This window comes from Acidocella sp., from assembly GCF_050253495.1.
GTDB lineage: Bacteria > Pseudomonadota > Alphaproteobacteria > Acetobacterales > Acetobacteraceae > Acidocella.
On sequence record NZ_JBFWIX010000010.1, the window covers coordinates 1 to 16,539 of the forward strand.

The 16,539-nt window shown below is 57.4% G+C and carries 21 protein-coding genes and 1 tRNA gene; 7 read left to right on the top strand and 15 right to left on the bottom strand.

Annotated features, from left to right (window positions below; genetic code table 11):
• Nucleotides 1-229: 229 nt before the first annotated feature.
• The 4 genes from AB7D48_RS09280 to AB7D48_RS09295 form a co-directional block, all read right to left on the bottom strand.
• Nucleotides 230-1,198 (bottom strand): NAD-dependent epimerase/dehydratase family protein, encoded by a 969-nt coding sequence (locus AB7D48_RS09280; protein WP_427978068.1) that lies wholly within the window; start codon nt 1,196-1,198, stop codon nt 230-232.
• Nucleotides 1,195-1,782, bottom strand: a complete 588-nt coding sequence (locus AB7D48_RS09285) for a D-sedoheptulose-7-phosphate isomerase (protein ID WP_427978070.1) — start codon at nt 1,780-1,782, stop codon at nt 1,195-1,197. The genes AB7D48_RS09280 and AB7D48_RS09285 overlap by 4 nt, the downstream gene beginning before the upstream one ends.
• 122 nt (nt 1,783-1,904) lie before the next feature.
• On the bottom strand, nt 1,905-2,690 hold the full coding sequence (locus tag AB7D48_RS09290; RefSeq protein ID WP_427978073.1) for a 3-hydroxybutyrate dehydrogenase: 786 nt from the start codon (nt 2,688-2,690) through the stop codon (nt 1,905-1,907).
• Between the two features lie 19 nt (nt 2,691-2,709).
• Nucleotides 2,710-3,453, bottom strand: a complete 744-nt coding sequence (locus tag AB7D48_RS09295; RefSeq protein ID WP_427978075.1) for an acetoacetate decarboxylase — start codon at nt 3,451-3,453, stop codon at nt 2,710-2,712.
• A 384-nt stretch (nt 3,454-3,837) separates the two neighbouring features.
• Here AB7D48_RS09295 and pstS point away from each other — a divergent pair, with 384 nt between their 5' ends.
• The 3 genes from pstS (at nt 3,838) to pstA (ending at nt 6,726) form a co-directional block, all read left to right on the top strand.
• On the top strand, nt 3,838-4,890 hold the full coding sequence (gene pstS, locus AB7D48_RS09300) for a phosphate ABC transporter substrate-binding protein PstS (protein WP_427978077.1): 1,053 nt from the start codon (nt 3,838-3,840) through the stop codon (nt 4,888-4,890).
• Between the two features lie 62 nt (nt 4,891-4,952).
• Complete coding sequence (pstC, locus tag AB7D48_RS09305; RefSeq protein ID WP_427978079.1) at nt 4,953-5,876, top strand: phosphate ABC transporter permease subunit PstC; 924 nt, start codon at nt 4,953-4,955, stop codon at nt 5,874-5,876.
• Nucleotides 5,857-6,726 (top strand): phosphate ABC transporter permease PstA, encoded by an 870-nt coding sequence (pstA, locus tag AB7D48_RS09310; RefSeq protein ID WP_427978082.1) that lies wholly within the window; start codon nt 5,857-5,859, stop codon nt 6,724-6,726. Before pstC ends, pstA begins: the two co-directional genes overlap by 20 nt.
• Before the next feature lie 76 nt (nt 6,727-6,802).
• Here the strand turns inward: pstA and ppa are convergent, their stop codons facing one another.
• Nucleotides 6,803-7,330, bottom strand: coding sequence for an inorganic diphosphatase (gene ppa / locus AB7D48_RS09315; RefSeq protein ID WP_427978084.1), 528 nt, complete (start codon nt 7,328-7,330; stop codon nt 6,803-6,805).
• A gap of 126 nt (nt 7,331-7,456) precedes the next feature.
• Between ppa and AB7D48_RS09320 the strand changes: the two genes are divergently transcribed.
• Nucleotides 7,457-7,532: transfer RNA gene (locus tag AB7D48_RS09320), tRNA-Ile, on the top strand.
• A gap of 65 nt (nt 7,533-7,597) precedes the next feature.
• Here the strand turns inward: AB7D48_RS09320 and AB7D48_RS09325 are convergent.
• Nucleotides 7,598-8,800 (bottom strand): pyridoxal phosphate-dependent aminotransferase, encoded by a 1,203-nt coding sequence (locus tag AB7D48_RS09325; RefSeq protein WP_427978086.1) that lies wholly within the window; start codon nt 8,798-8,800, stop codon nt 7,598-7,600.
• Between the two features lie 209 nt (nt 8,801-9,009).
• Between AB7D48_RS09325 and AB7D48_RS09330 the strand changes: the two genes are divergently transcribed.
• Both AB7D48_RS09330 and AB7D48_RS09335 read left to right on the top strand, forming a co-directional pair.
• Nucleotides 9,010-9,387 (top strand): hypothetical protein, encoded by a 378-nt coding sequence (locus AB7D48_RS09330; RefSeq protein ID WP_427978088.1) that lies wholly within the window; start codon nt 9,010-9,012, stop codon nt 9,385-9,387.
• A gap of 55 nt (nt 9,388-9,442) precedes the next feature.
• Nucleotides 9,443-9,808, top strand: coding sequence for an FKBP-type peptidyl-prolyl cis-trans isomerase (locus tag AB7D48_RS09335; RefSeq protein WP_427978090.1), 366 nt, complete (start codon nt 9,443-9,445; stop codon nt 9,806-9,808).
• Here the strand turns inward: AB7D48_RS09335 and AB7D48_RS09340 are convergent, their stop codons facing one another.
• The 3 genes from AB7D48_RS09340 to rpmI are packed head-to-tail and all read right to left on the bottom strand — an operon-like array spanning nt 9,809 to nt 11,342.
• The gene (locus AB7D48_RS09340) at nt 9,809-10,705 is read right to left on the bottom strand and encodes an EcsC family protein (protein WP_427978092.1); all 897 of its coding nucleotides are present in this window, start codon (nt 10,703-10,705) and stop codon (nt 9,809-9,811) included. It abuts the gene before it with no gap.
• Nucleotides 10,706-10,760: 55 nt separating this feature from the next.
• On the bottom strand, nt 10,761-11,126 hold the full coding sequence (gene rplT / locus AB7D48_RS09345; protein WP_427978095.1) for a 50S ribosomal protein L20: 366 nt from the start codon (nt 11,124-11,126) through the stop codon (nt 10,761-10,763).
• 15 nt (nt 11,127-11,141) lie between these two features.
• Nucleotides 11,142-11,342, bottom strand: a complete 201-nt coding sequence (gene rpmI, locus AB7D48_RS09350; RefSeq protein ID WP_048879756.1) for a 50S ribosomal protein L35 — start codon at nt 11,340-11,342, stop codon at nt 11,142-11,144.
• Nucleotides 11,343-11,518: 176 nt separating this feature from the next.
• Between rpmI and AB7D48_RS09355 the strand changes: the two genes are divergently transcribed.
• A complete protein-coding gene (locus AB7D48_RS09355) occupies nt 11,519-12,073 on the top strand; it encodes a regulatory protein RecX (RefSeq protein ID WP_427978097.1) in 555 nt (184 codons plus the stop codon).
• Here AB7D48_RS09355 and AB7D48_RS09360 read toward each other — a convergent pair.
• Genes AB7D48_RS09360 through AB7D48_RS09385 form a run of 6 tightly spaced genes read right to left on the bottom strand, consistent with a single transcriptional unit; the run spans nt 12,070 to nt 16,537 of the window.
• The gene (locus AB7D48_RS09360) at nt 12,070-12,888 is read right to left on the bottom strand and encodes a hypothetical protein (RefSeq protein WP_427978099.1); all 819 of its coding nucleotides are present in this window, start codon (nt 12,886-12,888) and stop codon (nt 12,070-12,072) included. The genes AB7D48_RS09355 and AB7D48_RS09360 overlap by 4 nt on opposite strands.
• Nucleotides 12,889-12,904: 16 nt before the next feature.
• Nucleotides 12,905-13,216 carry a hypothetical protein gene (locus AB7D48_RS09365; RefSeq protein WP_427978102.1) on the bottom strand — a complete coding sequence of 104 codons (312 nt, stop codon included), beginning with the start codon at nt 13,214-13,216 and terminating at the stop codon, nt 12,905-12,907.
• A gap of 23 nt (nt 13,217-13,239) precedes the next feature.
• Nucleotides 13,240-13,542, bottom strand: a complete 303-nt coding sequence (locus tag AB7D48_RS09370; RefSeq protein WP_427978104.1) for a hypothetical protein — start codon at nt 13,540-13,542, stop codon at nt 13,240-13,242.
• A 14-nt stretch (nt 13,543-13,556) separates the two neighbouring features.
• Nucleotides 13,557-14,063 (bottom strand): glycoside hydrolase family 108 protein, encoded by a 507-nt coding sequence (locus AB7D48_RS09375; RefSeq protein ID WP_427978106.1) that lies wholly within the window; start codon nt 14,061-14,063, stop codon nt 13,557-13,559.
• A complete protein-coding gene (locus AB7D48_RS09380) occupies nt 14,056-14,382 on the bottom strand; it encodes a hypothetical protein (protein WP_427978108.1) in 327 nt (108 codons plus the stop codon). Before AB7D48_RS09380 ends, AB7D48_RS09375 begins: the two co-directional genes overlap by 8 nt.
• A gap of 10 nt (nt 14,383-14,392) precedes the next feature.
• On the bottom strand, nt 14,393-16,537 hold the full coding sequence (locus AB7D48_RS09385) for a hypothetical protein (protein WP_427978110.1): 2,145 nt from the start codon (nt 16,535-16,537) through the stop codon (nt 14,393-14,395).
• Nucleotides 16,538-16,539 lie beyond the last annotated feature (2 nt).

The window sequence follows — 16,539 nt, forward strand, 5'->3', positions numbered from 1 at the left end:
GCAATTGTCAAAGATCTAAACCAACCAACCTAAACTTAAACCATCAGGTCATCAGCAAGGCCAACCAGTCTAACCTCAGAAGCAGTCCAGATCAAGTCCGTAAACCCCGTCGGTGGACGGGCTTCTATTCCACGCTTCGAAAGCCGTCAACTCAGACAGGGAAAGTTTTTCACGAATTTGTCTGTTTTTTTTTAACATATTGAAATTAAACAATAAATTTAGCCACGCCTCACACCGCTGTCCTTTTCACGCGCCAATCCTTGTACCAGGCGACAAATCTGGGAATGCCCTCCTCCAACCTCGTACGGGGCGTATACCCACATAAACGATGCAGGGCAGAGACATCCGCACAGGTTTCCACAGGATCCGCGTCAGGTTTTGGCAAGCTCACGATCTTGGCCCCTATCCCCAAATGCCGTTCCAGCAAGCCCACCAGATCTCGAACATATTCCGCCCGGCGATTGCCTATATTGAACACGCGGTGCGGTGCTTCTTCTCCCGGCGGATGGTCGAATACCCCCAAAACTCCCGCGACAATGTCGTCGATGTAGGTAAAGTCGCGCTTGAGCATGCCGTTCTCGTAAAGCGTGAGCGGCACACCCTCCATGATGGCTTCCGCGAAACCAAAATACGCCATATCCGGCCGCCCCCAGGGACCATAAACAGTAAAAAACCGCAGCCCTGTCTGCTTCAGCCCAAACAAATGCGTGTAGGAGGCACTCATCAGCTCATCCGCCCGCTTGGTGGCGGCATAAAGGGAGGATGGCCGGTCCGCTCGCTCGGTTTCCTCGTAGGGCAAGGCCGAGCCAGTGCCGTAAACCGAGGATGAGCTGGCATAGATCAGATGCTTCACGCTCTTGCTGTGCCGCGCCACTTCCAGAATTGATAAATGCCCCGTCAGGTTGGAAACCGCATAGGCGAACGGATTATCCAGCGAATACCGCACCCCCGCCTGGGCCGCGACATGCAGGATAACCTCCACCCCCTCCCCCACGCGCCTCACGGCCTCATGGTCGGCAATGTCGAGGTGATGAAAGGTAAACCCTTTTCTCAAACGCCGTAGCCGTGCCTGCTTCAACCGCACATCGTAATAAGGGTTGAGATCATCGACCCCCACCACCTCAATCCCACGCGCCAGCAAGGCTTCACTTATATGATAGCCCACGAAGCCGGCCGCGCCGGTCACCAGCACTCTCATGCGCCAACCATCCTATCTTCCAGCAAGGTGAGAATCGCATGGCCCAGCGCAATATGGCATTCCTGCACGCGCGCCGTTTCCTGGTCCGGCACCAAGAGGGCAAGGTCGCAAAGCGGCAAAGCCGGGCCGCCATCCCCCCCCAGCAAGCCAACCGATACAATCCCCATCTCGCGCGCCATTTTCAGCGCTCCCAGCACATTCGGCGACCTGCCCGAGGTCGTGATGCCAAACAACACGTCCCCGCCCCTCCCCAGCCCCTGCAAAGGCCGGGAAAACATTTCATCCACACCGAAATCATTCACCGCCGCCGTCACGGCGGACGTATCCAGGGCCAGCGTGATGGCAGGCCAACTGCTCCTCGGCACTGCCCCGCGCAGCCTGATGACAAGCTCAGTGGCCAGATGCTGCGCGTCCGCCGCCGAACCGCCATTGCCACAAAAAATCAGCTTGCCGCCGCTTCGTAGTGCCGCCTCACAAGCATCCACCACCGCCAGCACAGGCTCGGCCCGCGCCGCCAGCATCAATTTCAGCTCCGCGCTTCGCCGCAACATTGCCGCATAGCGCGCGGCCTCCTGGTCTCGCATCTTATTCTTTGCTCCGCCTGATCCATCGGACGCGCTTATACGCCCGCCCCAGACAAGCTTACAGCCGCCCAGCATGACTGGCGCGGCTGTAAAATCGTGAGAGATAAACGATCCCGACGGCTTTAGTGGGAGACCCAGCCGCCATCGATGGAAACAGGCGTGCCCGTGATGGTCGCGGCCCCGTCGGAACACAGGAACACCGCCAATGCACCGATTTCCTCCGGGGTAGAAAATTTCAACATTGGCTGGGTTTCCTGAAGCATCTTCTTCTTCTCGGTATCGACATCCGTACCGGCTTCCTCGGCCCGGTCCTCAAGCTGCTTCTGCACCAGCGGCGTCAACACCCAGCCAGGGCAGATGGCATTGACGGTGATCCCATCATTGGCCGTTTCGATGGCCGCTACCTTCGTGGCACCGACCACGCCGTGCTTGGCCGCCACATAGGCCACCTTATGCGGGCTGGCGACCAGACCATGCGCCGAGGCTATATTGATGATACGCCCCCATCCCTGCTGCTTCATCGCGGGGATCGCGGCCTTCATGCCGTAAAAAACAGCTGAGAGGTTGATGGAAATGATGGCTTCCCACTTCGCTTCGGGAAACTCATCCACCGGTGCGGTGAACTGAATCCCGGCGTTATTCACCAGCACGTCGATGCGGCCCAGCTCGTCCAACGTCTTCTGCACGAGAGCCGCCACCTGATCGGGTTTGCTGAGGTCAGCCCCATCATAGGCCACCTTCACAGAGAATTCCTTAGCCAGATCGGCGCGCAATTTTTCAATTTCTTCCGCATCGCCAAACCCGTTGAGCATGATGCCGGCCCCTTCGGCGGCCAATGCGCGGGCAATACCCAGGCCGATACCGCTGGTGGAACCGGTGACAAGTGCAACCTTACCTTTTAAGGCCATCGCTATTTCCCTCTCTTTGTCATTTCGATTCTTCAAGATAGTCGTGCAGCACCCGCCCGTAGGGCAGTGTCAAATCGGCACACATATGCAGACCATTGTGAATCTTGCGTACCGGCAAATCAGCCAGGCGGCAATTCGCGTGCGGAACCAGATGCAGCCGCGCATCGCCCGTATAGGCAAATTTGAGGTCTATATCCTCCAAATAATACCCCACAAGCTGAGCGATTTTCGGGCTGCCATCAACATCTGGAATCCACTTCAGGTTGATGTTGAGCTTTTTCATCCCGGTGATCACATCGGCGGGATCCATGGGTTTCTGCTTATAAACCATGGTGCCCAAAGCCACGCGCTCCTCGTCGTAATAAAGAGACCCGGTCAGCGTTTCGTGAATGGTTTTCAGCCGGGGCAAACCAAATTTTTTGGGAAACCCCCAGATCTCGCGCCCTCCCGTGGTGGGGGATTCGTCGTCGAGATACATCATGACGCTATAGTTGCACGGAATCCCATTATACAGAGCCGAAATCCCGCATCCACTTTCCTCATAATCCCCAAAGCCGCTGGAATCAGGCATTTTCATCCATTCGAAAAATACATCATTCCCGTCCGGCTCCAACGGTTCGGGCAACAAGGCCCGCAACATGTCAGGGTCTGTTTCATAATGAATCAGAAGATATTCCCTGTCGTAAAAACGATAGGGTCCCTTTGGATAACTCGGGGAAGCCAGGGGCATCGATGTGGCGTTGAGAATTTCCTCTCGCGTCATGCAGAACCTCCAGGTTACAGAGACTTATGTAGAGTTTTATCATCCGATTTCATGTGACGTTTATGTCACTAGACCCAGCCTTTACCCTGACGCATGGCAATGGACAGCTCCATCCGCCAAGCCGGACACGGATCGGCACAACTCCCACATGAACAATATGTTATGTGACAACACGACACCTTCTCAAGCATTTCGCGGTGCGACAAACGCAGAGAACCACGTTCTCACCCCCCTGACCAGCCGGAAATGTCATTGAATTGCAACGCAAACCCTGTCGCCATTGTCACATGCTTCAATTATTGCGGGGCCACGCTGGGAGGCTTCTCCCGCGCAGGCCGAAACTAAGGCTCTCGGAGCCCTAACATAAGGAACGCGAACGTGAAGATGATGAACCTCCTCCGCGCTGGTGCCGCCGCCCTGGCGATCACCGTCGCCGCTGGCGTTATCCCGGCCCAGGCCGACGCCGCCTCTGTGCCGCTGGTCGAAACCGGTTCCAGCCTGCTTTATCCGCTCTTCAACCTGTGGGTTCCAGCTTACAGCGCCAGCCATCCCGGCGCCGACATCACCACAACTTCCACCGGCTCCGGCGCGGGCATCGCCCAGTCCCTCAAGGGTTTGGTGAATATCGGCGCCTCCGACGCCTATCTGCCTGACGCAATGGTCAAGGCTCACCCGAACATGCTGAGCATCCCGCTCGCCATTTCTTCCCAGGCCATCAACTATAACCTGCCCGGCATCACCGGCCTGAAGCTTTCCGGCCCGATCCTGGCTGGCATCTACGAAGGCAAGATCACCAAGTGGAACGATCCCGCGATCACCGCCGCCAACCCGGGCGTCACCCTGCCGGACCATGTGATCATCCCCATTCACCGTCTGGACGGTTCGGGCGACACCTTCATCTTCACCCAGTATCTCTCCGCTTCCGACGAGAACTGGGGTGCCACCATCAAATATGGCACCTCGGTCTCCTGGCCGGCCGTGAGGGGCGCGCTGGGCGCCAAGGGTAATTCCGGCATGTTGGCCGCCGCCAAGGCAAACCCCTACTCCATCGCCTATATCGGCGTCTCCTTTGCCGATGACGCCGCCAAGGCTGGCCTGGGCCAAGCCGCCCTGTTGAACAAGGCCGGCAACTACGTGGTGCCCACCGAAGCCACCATCTCCGCCGCCGCCGAGAGCGTGGCCAACGATACCCCGGCCGATGAGCGTATCAGCATGATCTTCTCGCCGGGCGCGCAGGCTTATCCGATCGTGAATTATGAATATGCGATCATAAACGCCCGCCAGCCCTCCGAAACCGTTGCCGGTGCCGTGCGTGACTTCCTGACCTGGGCGATCACCGAAGGCAACAGCATGAGCTTCCTGAAGCAGGTGCATTTCGTGCCCCTGCCCCCGGCCGTGGTTGAGCTGTCCAAGGCCCAGATCACCAAGATCAAGTAAACCGCCTCTTCCCTCTCCTGGCCTGCTAGGCTGGGAGAGGATTTCCGCGCATAGGGTGACCCATGAAAATCCGCCCCTTCCGCCTTGCCGTCTTGAGCTTGAGCCTCTTAATCCCCGCCGCGCTTTGCGCGGTTGTTTTGTTTTTAGTGCTCTATTCAGGTCAAGCCATGATTTTCAATGGCTTGCACTTTCTGACCGAGGTCAATTGGGATCTAGGGGATCTTTATAGCGACCCTGTCGTCACACGCGGCATCCAGGTTCCTCCGGGTGCCAATTACGGCATCCTTGTTTTCGTTGTCGGCACCCTGGCCTCCTCCGCCATTGCCATCATCATCGCCGTGCCGCTCGCTGTCGGCGCCGCCATCTTCCTGGCCGAGATCATTCCACCGAAAATCCGCCCCATCCTCTCGATGTTGGTGGAACTGATCGCCGTGGTGCCTTCTGTCGTATTCGGGCTATGGGGCATCGCCATTCTGGTGCCGTTCATCGGCCGTTATCTATCGCCGGACGGAAACGGCTATGGCCTGCTCGCCGCCTCGATTGTTCTGGCTTTGATGATCACCCCGATCATCGCCTCCACCCTGCTGGACGCCCTCATGCAGGTGCCCAAGGAAAACCGGGAATCCGCCTTCGCGCTCGGCGCCACCCATTTCGAGGTGGTCTGCAAGGCCATGCTACCAATGGTCCGCGCGACATTGGTTGGCGGCATCGTCCTGGCGCTAGGCCGGGCCCTGGGTGAGACCATGGCGGTGCTCATGGTGTCCGGCGGCGGGCTTAACATCCTGCCGACCTCCCTTTTCTCGCCAATCTCGACCATCGCCTCCTTTATCGCCGGGCAGTTGGACAGCGCGGAGGGCGACCCCACCAACATGTCGGTCCGCGCCCTGGCCGAAATCGCGCTGGTGCTGTTTGTTATCACACTGGCGGTGAACGCCTGCGCCAAACTTTTAACCTCAGGAGCTCTCCGTGTCCGCAAGCGCGCTTAATTCTCCCCGCTCGGCGCTGGAGATGCGCCGGATCATCGTCAGCAAAATCGGCTGGGTGCTATGCGGCATTGGGCTCATATTGGTCATCGCACCATTGATCGACATCGTGTTTGTCGTCGCATGGCGCGGCCTTTCCGCATTCTCCTGGCATCTCTTCACGGAAAACACGACAGGCGCCAATGGCGGCCTGCTAAACGCCATTGAAGGCACCATGGTGATCACCTTGTTCGCCATGCTGATCGCCATTCCGCTCGGGGTCGGGGCTGGCATTCACCTGTCGGAATATGGCAAGAACAAGCTGAGCAGCACCATTCGCTTCATGTCCGACACGCTGACGGGCACCCCCTCCATCGTTCTGGGGTATTTTTCCTATATCGTGATGATTATCGGCTTTGGCTGGGGCTTCTCCCTTGCCGCGGCGGCCATCACCCTCGCTATTCTGATCGTGCCATATCTGGCGCGCATCACCGAGCTCGCCCTACAGCAAGTGCCTAATTCCATGCGCGAGGCGGCCTATGCCCTGGGCGCCAACGATTCAACCGTCGTGTTCAAGGTGGTGCTGCCGGCGGCATCTTCCGGAGTCATCACCGGGGCATTGCTGGCGCTGGCGATCTCAGTCGGTGAAACCGCCCCCCTAATCTACACGGCCGGCTGGTCCAATTACGGGTGGGATGGGCATTTCACCCATGAACCCGTCGCCTACCTGACTTATGTCATCTGGACTTTCATCGACCAGCCTGACGCGAAATCCCACGCGCTCGCCTTCGCCGCGGCCTTCCTGGTGATGCTGGTTGTCCTGGCCATCAATATCGGGGTTCGAATGATCGTCCGGCGGAAAAAATTCGCCTAATCCCGGCTAATATTTGACAACATAAAGGCCTGCCCGGGTTCCCGGGCAGGCCTTTCATTCAGCCTCGTAACTCTGATTATGCCTTGGCTACACGCGCCAGACTGGCGGAGATCGCCGCTTCGGCGGCGGCGCGGTCGGCCCAACCGGTCACCTTGACCCACTTGCCCTTCTCCAAATCCTTATAATGCTCGAAGAAATGCTTGATCACGTCGCGTGTAATGGCTGGCAACTCGGCCACCTCGTTCACGCCGGAAAATTGCGGATGCACCTTGTCATGTGGCACGCAGACGATCTTTTCATCCTGACCCGATTCATCTTCCATCTGCAGCATGCCAATAGGACGGCAACGGATCACCGCGCCCGGCACAACAGGGGCTGGCAACAACACCAGCGCATCCGCCGGGTCGCCATCCTCGGCCAACGTGCCCGGAATAAAGCCATAAGCAGCCGGATAAGCCATGGGCGTGAACACCACGCGGTCCACAACCAGGGCACCGCTATCCTTGTCCACCTCATATTTCACGCCAGAGCCGGCCGGAATCTCCACGACCACATTAATATCGTGCGGCACATCCTTGCCGGGCGACAGCTTGCTCACATCCATTGCCAGAACTCCCTGATAGAAGGCTGTCCGCCTATACCGCGCCACCGCACGGCTGGCCAGTATGCGGCGTTTTGCCACGTCAGCAGTTGACGGGAAGCCCCGGCCACTTAAAAGCGAGACCGCAGGGCGCTGGTAGCTCAATGGTTAGAGCGGACCGCTCATAACGGTTTGGTTGGGGGTTCGAGTCCCTCCCGGCGCACCACGCAAAAAAGGGGCGGCACCTTCCGGTGCCGCCCCTTTTTTGCGGTGCCATAAATCCTGTCGTACTTAGCGCAAAGAGGCGCAGAAGCGCTGAATACGCGTGCAAGCCTCACGCAATGCCTCTGTGGAGGTCGCGTAGGAAATCCGGAAATGACCCGGATAAACGAAGGCCGAGCCATGCACGGCCGCAACCCCTTCTTCATCCAGCAAGGCGATCACGAAATCCTCGTCAGTCTCGATCTTCTTGCCCTTGGAGGTGGTTTTGCCGATACAGCCCTGCATGGACGGAAACACGTAAAACGCCCCTTCCGGCTTATGGCAATTCAAGCCCTGAGCCTGATTCAGCATATCCACCACCAGGTCTCGCCGTTCCTTATAGATCTTCACCATTTCGCCCAGCGCGCCTTCCGGCCCATTCAGCGCCGCCACAGCCGCCGCCTGACCAATGGAAGAGGTATTGGACGTGGACTGGCTCTGCAGCTTGTCCATCGCCTTGATCAACTGCACGGGCGCGCCGCAGAAACCGATACGCCAGCCGGTCATGGCATAAGCCTTGGAGCAACCATTCATCGTGATGGTCCGCTCCTTCAGTTTCGGCTCCACCTGCACGATGGTGGCCGGCTTGAAGCCGTCATAGGTCAGCTTTTCATAAATATCATCGGTAAACACCCAAACTTGTGGATGCTTCAGCAATACTTCGCAGATCGGGCGCAAATCCTCGGCTGAATAAGCCGCCCCGGTCGGATTGCTGGGGGAGTTCAGAAACACCCATTTGGTCTTGGGGGTGATCGCCGCCTCCAGATCCTCGGCCCGCATCTTGAAGCCGTTATTCTGGGAACAAGGCACGAACACCGGGGTGCCCTCGGCCAGTTGAACGATATCGGGGTAAGAAACCCAGCACGGTGTGGGGATGACCACCTCGTCTCCGGCCTGCACCGTGGCCAGCATGGCGTTGAAAATCACCTGCTTGCCGCCGGTGGAGACAATCACCTCCTCCGGTTTATAGTCGATGCCGCTGTCGCGCTTGAATTTCTCCACCACCGCCCTGCGCAGGGCGGGGGTGCCGGCCACGTCCGTATATTTGGTATCACCGGCATTGATCGCCTCAATCGCCGCCTGCTTGATATGGGCGGGAGTATCAAAATCCGGTTCACCAGCCGAAAGACTGATAATATCCCGGCCTTCGGCCTTGAGCGCCCGCGCCTTGGTGGAAATGGCGATGGTCTGGCTCGGGCTGATGCGGTTCAAGCGGTCTGCGATGAGGGTCATGGTCGTATCTCAACGAAGTTTGAAGACGGCGGCACTCCTAAACCTCCACCGCGCCCGGCGCAAACCTCATTGCCGCAAAACTGCCACGCTTTTCGCTGAATACACCGCACATGGGACGAAATGGCCCGCGCCGCGAAACGGCCCGGCGGCACATCGCCCTGTCGCGTCGCTCCAAAGAAAGCGGCGTGTTCCCTATTCAGGAGAGTTAAATGAGCGTCACGAACATCGCCAAGCTACTGCCAATTCTTGGCATCGCCTGCATGGTCAGCCTGCCCGCCATGGCGCAAACCGCCGCTAGCAGCCAGCCTCCCGCCCCCTCTGGCACCATGACCCCAACCGCCACCGCCAAGCCGGCGAAGACCCACTCCTCCACCCATAGCCATACTGGCTTGCCGGCGAGCGAGCGTTTCTCCACTGTCAGCGCGGCCACCGCCCATTGCCCGCACAGCACCGTGGAATGGACGGCTCTAAACCAGAGCAAGGATTATCACGGCAGTAAATCCAAATATTACGGCAAAACCAAACACGGCGCTTATGCCTGCAAATCGGCCTTGGATGCGGCTGGTTTCCACCAAGCCAAGAACTGACTAAATAAAGCGGGGCGGTACAAGCCGCCCCGTTTAACTTTGAAAGGAGACCGCCTTGGCCGAAACCAACATCGTCACCCTACCCTCCGGCGTGAAATATGAAGATCATGTGGTGGGTACCGGCGAAACCCCGAAGGCGGGTCAAATGGTCACGGTACATTATACCGGCTGGCTGGACGAAAACGGCGCCAAAGGCCGAAAATTCGACTCCTCGCGCGACCGTGGACAACCTTTCACCTTCAAGCTCGGCGTCGGCCAGGTCATTTCCGGTTGGGATATCGGCGTTTCCACCATGCAGGCTGGCGGCCAGCGCACGCTGGTGCTACCGCCAGAACATGGCTATGGCCAACGCGGCGCCGGTTCCGTCATTCCACCCGGCGCCACTCTGGTTTTCGATGTGGAATTGATCAGCTTCAAATAGTCAACGCGCCCGCAGCATAACCGGCGCGATCTGGCGCCGGTGCCTACCGATGCGCCTGCGCTCCCGCGCGGCCCGCAGCATCGTCTCGAAAGCCAGCTTCACCGCCGCCGCGTCCCCCGTTCGCCGCTCCAGCGCGCGAAGACAAAAATGCACCTTGGCCATGCTTTGGTAATAATCGGTGAAGCTATAATTCAGGAGCCCACCCGTCACCGCTCCCGCCACGGGCACCATCTGCGCCAGCAGCTTTTCCGACAAAATCAAGCCAAATTGCCCAGCCGCACTGCGAATCAACAGATTAATCGTCAGATGGCTTACACCGAGCCTGGCCGCCCAATAGCCAGTCTCCATTTCGTCTCCGCTTTCACCGGGGCCACCAAATGCCAGCACTTCAAGGCAGGCCCGCCTCGTATCCTCCGAGGATAAATCCTCCCCGGAATCCCGCGCCACCTCCGCGATCGAGCGCAAAATGGTCGTCGTGGTAAAGGGAATATCGACGATCGCACCGGGCAAACCGACAAAACCGGATGCCACGCCACTGGCCGTTGTAGCCAGCCTATGGATCAAGTTTTTACGAGGTTGTTTAGGGCGAACCAAATACGGCGCGGCCCCAAGGCCGAATGTGGCGTAGCCATAGCTGTTCCACAGCACATCTTCCACCGCGTCCTGCGCCTTCTGGACCAGGTCGGCCCAAAGCTGCCCGCCGATTTTTTCCCCGGCTTGGAACATGGCGGCCCGAATACCCTCGATCTGCCGACCAAACAGCGCCGTCAACCGGACCAACACTCTACGGGAGTCCGCCATCAACACAGCAGCCTCCCAAAGCTGCCGCCTTTCATGGTCGGTCAAGAAGCCGGCTTGTTCAGCCAGATGCTCTGGCAGGGGCGGTAAAACAGTCATGGCCAGACTGAGATGCGCTCAGCCTGGCCATGACTCAAGAGAATTTAAGGAAATTTCACTCCGCCGCGGCGGAAACGCCCTTCACCGCCTGCACGATTTCGGCGAAAGACGCCGGATCGTCGAACGCGATGGCGGACAGCACCTTACGGTCCAATTCCAGCCCAGCTTGCTTCAGACCATAAATGAACTGGCTATAGGTCAGCCCATGCTCACGCACGGCCGCGTTGATGCGCTGGATCCAGAGCGAGCGGAATTCACGCTTCTTGACCCGACGGTCGCGGTAGGCATAGCGCAGGGCCTTTTCCAGGCGCTCCAGCGCAATCCGGTAATTGGTCGAGGAACGCCCGACATACCCCTTGGAAAGCTCCAGAACCTTCTTGTGGCGTGCATGGGTGGTAACGCCGCGTTTCACACGTGCCATATTATCTCTCCTCCCTTACAGGCCGTAGGGGGCCCATTGCTTCACGGTCAAACCGTCAGCATGGGTCAGAGTCTGGCTACCGCGATTCTGGCGCTTCGCCTTCTGAGAACGGGCATAAAGATTGTGGCGCTTCTTGCCCGGGCCGGCCAGTACCTTGCCCGTAGCGGTAATCTTGAAGCGCTTCTTGACCGAGGATTTGGTCTTCAGCTTCGGCATTTCAGTCTCCTGATCGCATAACCCACCCCTTTCGGAGCAGGATCCCGGAAATCGGGGCGGCGGCCAGGCATGCCTAAAGGCCCGGACACGCGCGCATCACCCATAAAGGTGAAGACGCGCCTATAGTGCCACTCTCCGCGCGTGACAAGAGCTGAAAAGCAGCGCAGAGTCGCATTATGCCAGGAAAAGCCCCCAACGCGGACAGCCTGTACGAGGCGGCGATGAACCATTTGGCCCGCTACGCCGCAACGGAGACTGGACTGGCCCGCGTTCTCTCCCGCAGGATCGACCGCTGGGGGCAAAAGCAAGCCACCGAATTGAGCGATATGGCCGACGAACTCCCCCGCCTCATCCGCGGCGCCAAGGCCGAAATCCCCGGCATCATAACACGGCTCAAAGAGCTTGGGCTCCTGAACGATGCCGCCTTTGTCTCGTCACGCGCCAAGCGTCTCACCCGTGCTGGCAAATCCCACCGCGCCACGCTCGCCCATCTGGCGGCAAAAGGTGTTTCATCGCCGGATCTACCGGAGGATCCACAACGCGAACTCGCCGCCGCCTGCGCCTATCTGCGCCGCCGCCGCGCTGGGCCATTCGGCGAAACCAAGCCTGAAAAAATTCTCGCGGCCATGGCAAGGGGCGGATTTTCTCGGAGCATTTCCCACCAAGCCATTGCCCTTGATTGGGAAGAAGCTGAAAATCTGATCAAATCCCTCGATACCCCCCTGCCCTAACCGGGCAGCTTCATCCCCGCCCAAAGTGGGCTTAGCCGGGGGTCGAAAGCCGTCCCCCCCATCGGGGCGAGCCTGGATTGACGAAAAAAATAATCGTCCAGCGCTTCCGCCATATCCATTTCAATTCTCAATGGCGAACCAAAACTGGGCCCGTCATCATCTGTCTTCAGCACATCCTGTTCCTTGGGCAAAACGCCTGTGCGGCTCGGAAACCCATTTCGCACTTCCATCGAACGGATTGACGCCGCCTCCTCTCTCCCCGCTTCATCGTCCGGACTCGAAGCAGGCGGCCGAACAGTCAACTCATTCCGGCTTTGCCCCCTCAGCTTCGCGCGCATCACCGGCGATACGCTTTGCGATGGCGCAAAACTCCTCGACGGCCCGGCCTTCACCTGCCTCACGACACGGGAACGCACCGCGAGCAAACCATCAGGGTCGTTCCGCCGCCTTACAAGGTGAGGGTCATATTTTCCGGCATCTTCACGCGTCGCCCAAGGCCAGCCGGACACCTCCCACCGTAACCCCCGTCCCTTCGGGAAAGCCGATCCAATGGGCGGCAATCTCAACTCCACCGGCAAAACCTCAGCCATGCCGTTCCACCGCCGCCCTTGGGCGTGCCGCTGATAATCCACAACACGGGAATGACCGCCAAAAGGTGCATACCCACCGGCTCGCCAAATACCAAGTTTCAAAACCATATCGTGCAATCGTGCTTTACGAAGTGGATCTCGCCTGGCGTTCTTGGTCAATGCGGCACGAAAGTTCCGCAGGTTATCCGCTGTTTCTTGCCTGAACTCCACGGAATCTTCCGTCATCGCACCACTCCGGAAATCAGAACGCGAAAATTGATTTCAAATCCGCCAAAATCATCTGCAACATTCCCAATCCCAACTCAGCCTTCTTTGCATCGTTCACCGGCAAACCCGCCAGAGCCGGCGCAGCCGCGCTGGCCAGCGCGGAAACAGCCGCCGTTGCCGTCGTCAAAGCCGATTGATGCGCAGCCTGCTCCACTCCCACGGTATCCGCAACCGCCTTCACCACCGCGCTTCCTTCGGAAACGGCCTTTCCCACAACCCCACCGACCGCACTTCCCGTGCTAGAAACAACATCCAAACCCGCATCAATTTGCGTTATATCGACCATAACCCACCCCCTCTACAAACCAGTTACTTCACAGCGGCCTGGATCAAACCATCGGCATCCTCGGCGATATTGACAACCGCTTGCGATCCATGTCCGGTCAGCAAGGTTTTCACATCTGCCACCGCCGTCTCAAGCTGGGCCAATGTCACGGTGTTTTCCGGCTCAATGATTTTCAAAAACCCGATTATCAAACCAAGAAGATCGGCTGTCGGCAGCGTTTCATGCAGACCAAAAAGCTGAATCAAAGCCGTGATCACCGTACCAATCCAGATCGAAACACCAGTGCGGTTCTGTGGCGATTCAAAAAAAGTTTTGATTTTTTGCATATTTTCTCCAACCGTCAAATTTTTTTCGCCAACTTTAAAACTCTTCGCGACCAACCCAGACCAAAACGATTCCATCCGGACGATCTCGCATAATAATCAAGCCGTCTGGCCAAGGCCTCTAAAGCCAGCTTACCCACATCGCCACCTTGCAATGCTCCCAGGGTTATTTTTCCAAATATCCCGTCGGCCACTACACCGGCACTCTGCTGAAGCCACACAACAGAATGGCGAACCCCGGCATTTACCGCCGCATCAAACGCCACCAATGCCAGAGACGAAGACAAATCATCTCCATGAACGGGTTCATAGTAATCATTCCGATAAATTTCATCGATCTGTTTCCTGCTCAAATCCTGAATATTGAGGGAGGGATAAGCAGCCGCGCTGATACCACACTTCGTCCCACGCAACTCTCCAGCTCCAGGAATGCCACCTGTCCAATTTCCCGGATCGGCGGGATCGTCTGAATACCCCCCCTCCATACTCAAGGTAAAATCAAGACAACCCGCAAAGTTATCCATGGAACAAACTCGCCGCCAAGCCTCCACAGACAGCAGAAAGTAAGCTGACAATCATCAGGCTTGCCCGACGTTCGGCATCACGCTCTCCCCTTATTCTGAACAAATCAGCCCTCATATCGCCCAACCCTCCAACAAGCTCATCAACTTTCGCGAAAATCTTCGCTACAACCTGATCCTCCTGGGCTAAGTACCGCACTCGCCAAACCTCCAAGGATTCAGCCTTGGCTTCCAAAATGCTTATATCCTGGCGCATTGCACTCATATCGCTGCGAATTCCCGCCATATCGGAGCGCAATGCCATGAACATGTCTTGATCCATTCATATTTCCCTATGACGGGGTATCCGAAAGCGTTATCGGATAAGCCGTTGCCTGCAGAGGCATGTTCATACTCCATGCCGTTCCGAGATCCTGCCCAATATTCCAGTTTGCCGGTGGCGTCAGGCTTGCCATATTGTCGGTGATGGCATTCCCGCGGCCAATCTGCGTACTTCCATAGGGATAGAAAAACAAAACCGCATCCGAAGCATTGCTTATGGCTTTGCTCAAAGTCACTGAAACATGGGTTGCATCAACCCGTACCGCGGCCACGGCGGGAATAATCGCCCCCGGATCGGCAACGGATCCACCATCCATCACGGCAAAACCAGCCCCATTTACAGCCTGCAGGGGTACAATCAGGTCATTTCCAGAATCATGGCTGATCGTCAGCAACAACTCCGTATCCGATTCCCGATAAACATGCGCGATCTGCGGCCCGCCCTTCATGGGCAACCCAGCATCCGGCAAATCCGTTGTCTGGATAGAATCATACAACCCGCCAGCACTGGCGGTCCGCCCGGCAATATGCGCGCCAACACGTCCAAACCGCAACAAATCTGGTTCATCCCGGTGTTCAGGGTCGCCCCCGCTGAACAAGCCCGTCATTGGATCATACGCAGCATTTAGCGGGTTTGAGTCGGCCGTTTGCTTTGCAAACACGAATATATTATTCTCGCTATCCGCGGCCAAATCGGCAATCGATTCACGTACCATCTGTACACCGCTATCCGTCTCATAAGGAATGGCATTCCATGCCAGTAATGGTAATTGTGCCGCTGAACGGTTCAGCAAGCCTCTTGTCAATTCAAGCAAACGCAGCACCGTTCCCTTGTAAAGGGATTTGTTCGCATATGGCATGGTGCTATCCTGTTCCGACCATGGCCAAATCAGAAACGCCAGATCTGCTTCATCAACGGTTGAAACAAGGGAGGCATTTCCTGTTAAATAATCTGTCAGTGCCGTAAAGTCAGGCCCACCACTCCAACCCGCCGGATCAGAGCCATCATTAGGATTTGTCAGGAATGTTCCGTTCCCTGTTCCCGGCGGGAATAATGGCGGTGAAGAATTTGAAATGGGATGACCGGAAATCACTGAATATCTGTTGGGAGAAAGGTACGTCCCAGAAATCGCCGCTTTATATCCATAGGCGGCCGCTCCAAGATACCAAGCCATGCCCTGTGCAAGTGCCAGCGGTCCTCCCGCATTGATAAACCAAGCCGCGTTTGATTGCCCCATCACCAACAAGCTTACACCACGGCGCATTCCCAAAACCCATCGGCTCTGCGCGGAGATCAAATTCTGTATCTCCGTCGTACTCAATGCTTTTTCCCAGCTTGCCGCTTCATGAAACCAACATTGAGCCGAGCCTTGAACCGTTCCATCATGCAAGAACAAAACCTGCCCAGCGGCACTCACCGGCAAAGGGTTAGTCACGGCAGTGGCAAGTTGGGTTCCATCCACCCACACATCCACACCGCTGCCTGGCATATTGCGCAGAATCACCGCGTGGCTATGCCGTCGGGTTAAACCAGAAGAAAGAACCGTCTGGTTTACCGTTCCAGGAAACAAAGTAAGGTCGCTACCTTCCGGACCATCGGCCTGCAAGATCGTCATACCCGTTCCAGCGGTTGCATGGATTAACGGAATGGGCTGGGCGTTCACATAGTAAGTATTCTGCCGCCAATTCGGACGCGTCCAGACTAAATATCGTGTCCAGGCTTGTCCCGCACCCAATTCCAAAGACGGATGCGCCAATCCCCAATCTGGATCCAGCGTCGGTCCATAATCCGCGATGCTCGAATCAGGTGCCCCAACGGCTCCCAGATACCCATTCACGCGAGGCACCGCCATGGTTGCAATCGGGCTGGTATCCGCCGCGATATGATACGGAACCAGCGCCGCGCTCTGACCGGATTTATCGACGACATAGCCAACCACACTGTTGCTCGCGGCAAGCGTGGCGCCGTTCACATCAGCCAACCCGCTGATCAAACCGGCATCCCACCACCCTGAAAGCCCATCAATATCCGACGGGTATGGCCCTGCGAACAATCCTGGAAGAGAAGATGCCCCTTCAGGCAAGGCCGCAGCCAAAACACGCCGTCCCGTACCGGACATCAAAGGCGATCCGATTGCATTGAATAAGATCGTCATTG

Excerpts from the sequence above, each read along its gene's own strand:
- AB7D48_RS09385 (WP_427978110.1), bottom strand. The coding sequence starts at position 16,537 with ATGACGATCTTATTCAATGCAATCGGATCGCCTTTGATGTCCGGTACG.
- AB7D48_RS09360 (WP_427978099.1), bottom strand. The coding sequence starts at position 12,888 with ATGACGGAAGATTCCGTGGAGTTCAGGCAAGAAACAGCGGATAACCTG.
- ppa (WP_427978084.1), bottom strand. The coding sequence starts at position 7,330 with ATGGATGTGAGCAAGCTGTCGCCCGGCAAGGATGTGCCGCACGATATT.
- rplT (WP_427978095.1), bottom strand. The coding sequence starts at position 11,126 with ATGGCACGTGTGAAACGCGGCGTTACCACCCATGCACGCCACAAGAAG.
- AB7D48_RS09285 (WP_427978070.1), bottom strand. The coding sequence starts at position 1,782 with ATGCGAGACCAGGAGGCCGCGCGCTATGCGGCAATGTTGCGGCGAAGC.
- AB7D48_RS09280 (WP_427978068.1), bottom strand. The coding sequence starts at position 1,198 with ATGAGAGTGCTGGTGACCGGCGCGGCCGGCTTCGTGGGCTATCATATA.
- pstC (WP_427978079.1), top strand. The coding sequence starts at position 4,953 with ATGAAAATCCGCCCCTTCCGCCTTGCCGTCTTGAGCTTGAGCCTCTTA.
- AB7D48_RS09290 (WP_427978073.1), bottom strand. The coding sequence starts at position 2,690 with ATGGCCTTAAAAGGTAAGGTTGCACTTGTCACCGGTTCCACCAGCGGT.
- AB7D48_RS09295 (WP_427978075.1), bottom strand. The coding sequence starts at position 3,453 with ATGACGCGAGAGGAAATTCTCAACGCCACATCGATGCCCCTGGCTTCC.
- AB7D48_RS09375 (WP_427978106.1), bottom strand. The coding sequence starts at position 14,063 with ATGGATAACTTTGCGGGTTGTCTTGATTTTACCTTGAGTATGGAGGGG.
- pstS (WP_427978077.1), top strand. The coding sequence starts at position 3,838 with ATGATGAACCTCCTCCGCGCTGGTGCCGCCGCCCTGGCGATCACCGTC.
- AB7D48_RS09330 (WP_427978088.1), top strand. The coding sequence starts at position 9,010 with ATGAGCGTCACGAACATCGCCAAGCTACTGCCAATTCTTGGCATCGCC.
- AB7D48_RS09370 (WP_427978104.1), bottom strand. The coding sequence starts at position 13,542 with ATGCAAAAAATCAAAACTTTTTTTGAATCGCCACAGAACCGCACTGGT.
- AB7D48_RS09340 (WP_427978092.1), bottom strand. The coding sequence starts at position 10,705 with ATGACTGTTTTACCGCCCCTGCCAGAGCATCTGGCTGAACAAGCCGGC.
- AB7D48_RS09380 (WP_427978108.1), bottom strand. The coding sequence starts at position 14,382 with ATGGATCAAGACATGTTCATGGCATTGCGCTCCGATATGGCGGGAATT.
- rpmI (WP_048879756.1), bottom strand. The coding sequence starts at position 11,342 with ATGCCGAAGCTGAAGACCAAATCCTCGGTCAAGAAGCGCTTCAAGATT.
- AB7D48_RS09355 (WP_427978097.1), top strand. The coding sequence starts at position 11,519 with ATGCCAGGAAAAGCCCCCAACGCGGACAGCCTGTACGAGGCGGCGATG.
- AB7D48_RS09365 (WP_427978102.1), bottom strand. The coding sequence starts at position 13,216 with ATGGTCGATATAACGCAAATTGATGCGGGTTTGGATGTTGTTTCTAGC.
- AB7D48_RS09325 (WP_427978086.1), bottom strand. The coding sequence starts at position 8,800 with ATGACCCTCATCGCAGACCGCTTGAACCGCATCAGCCCGAGCCAGACC.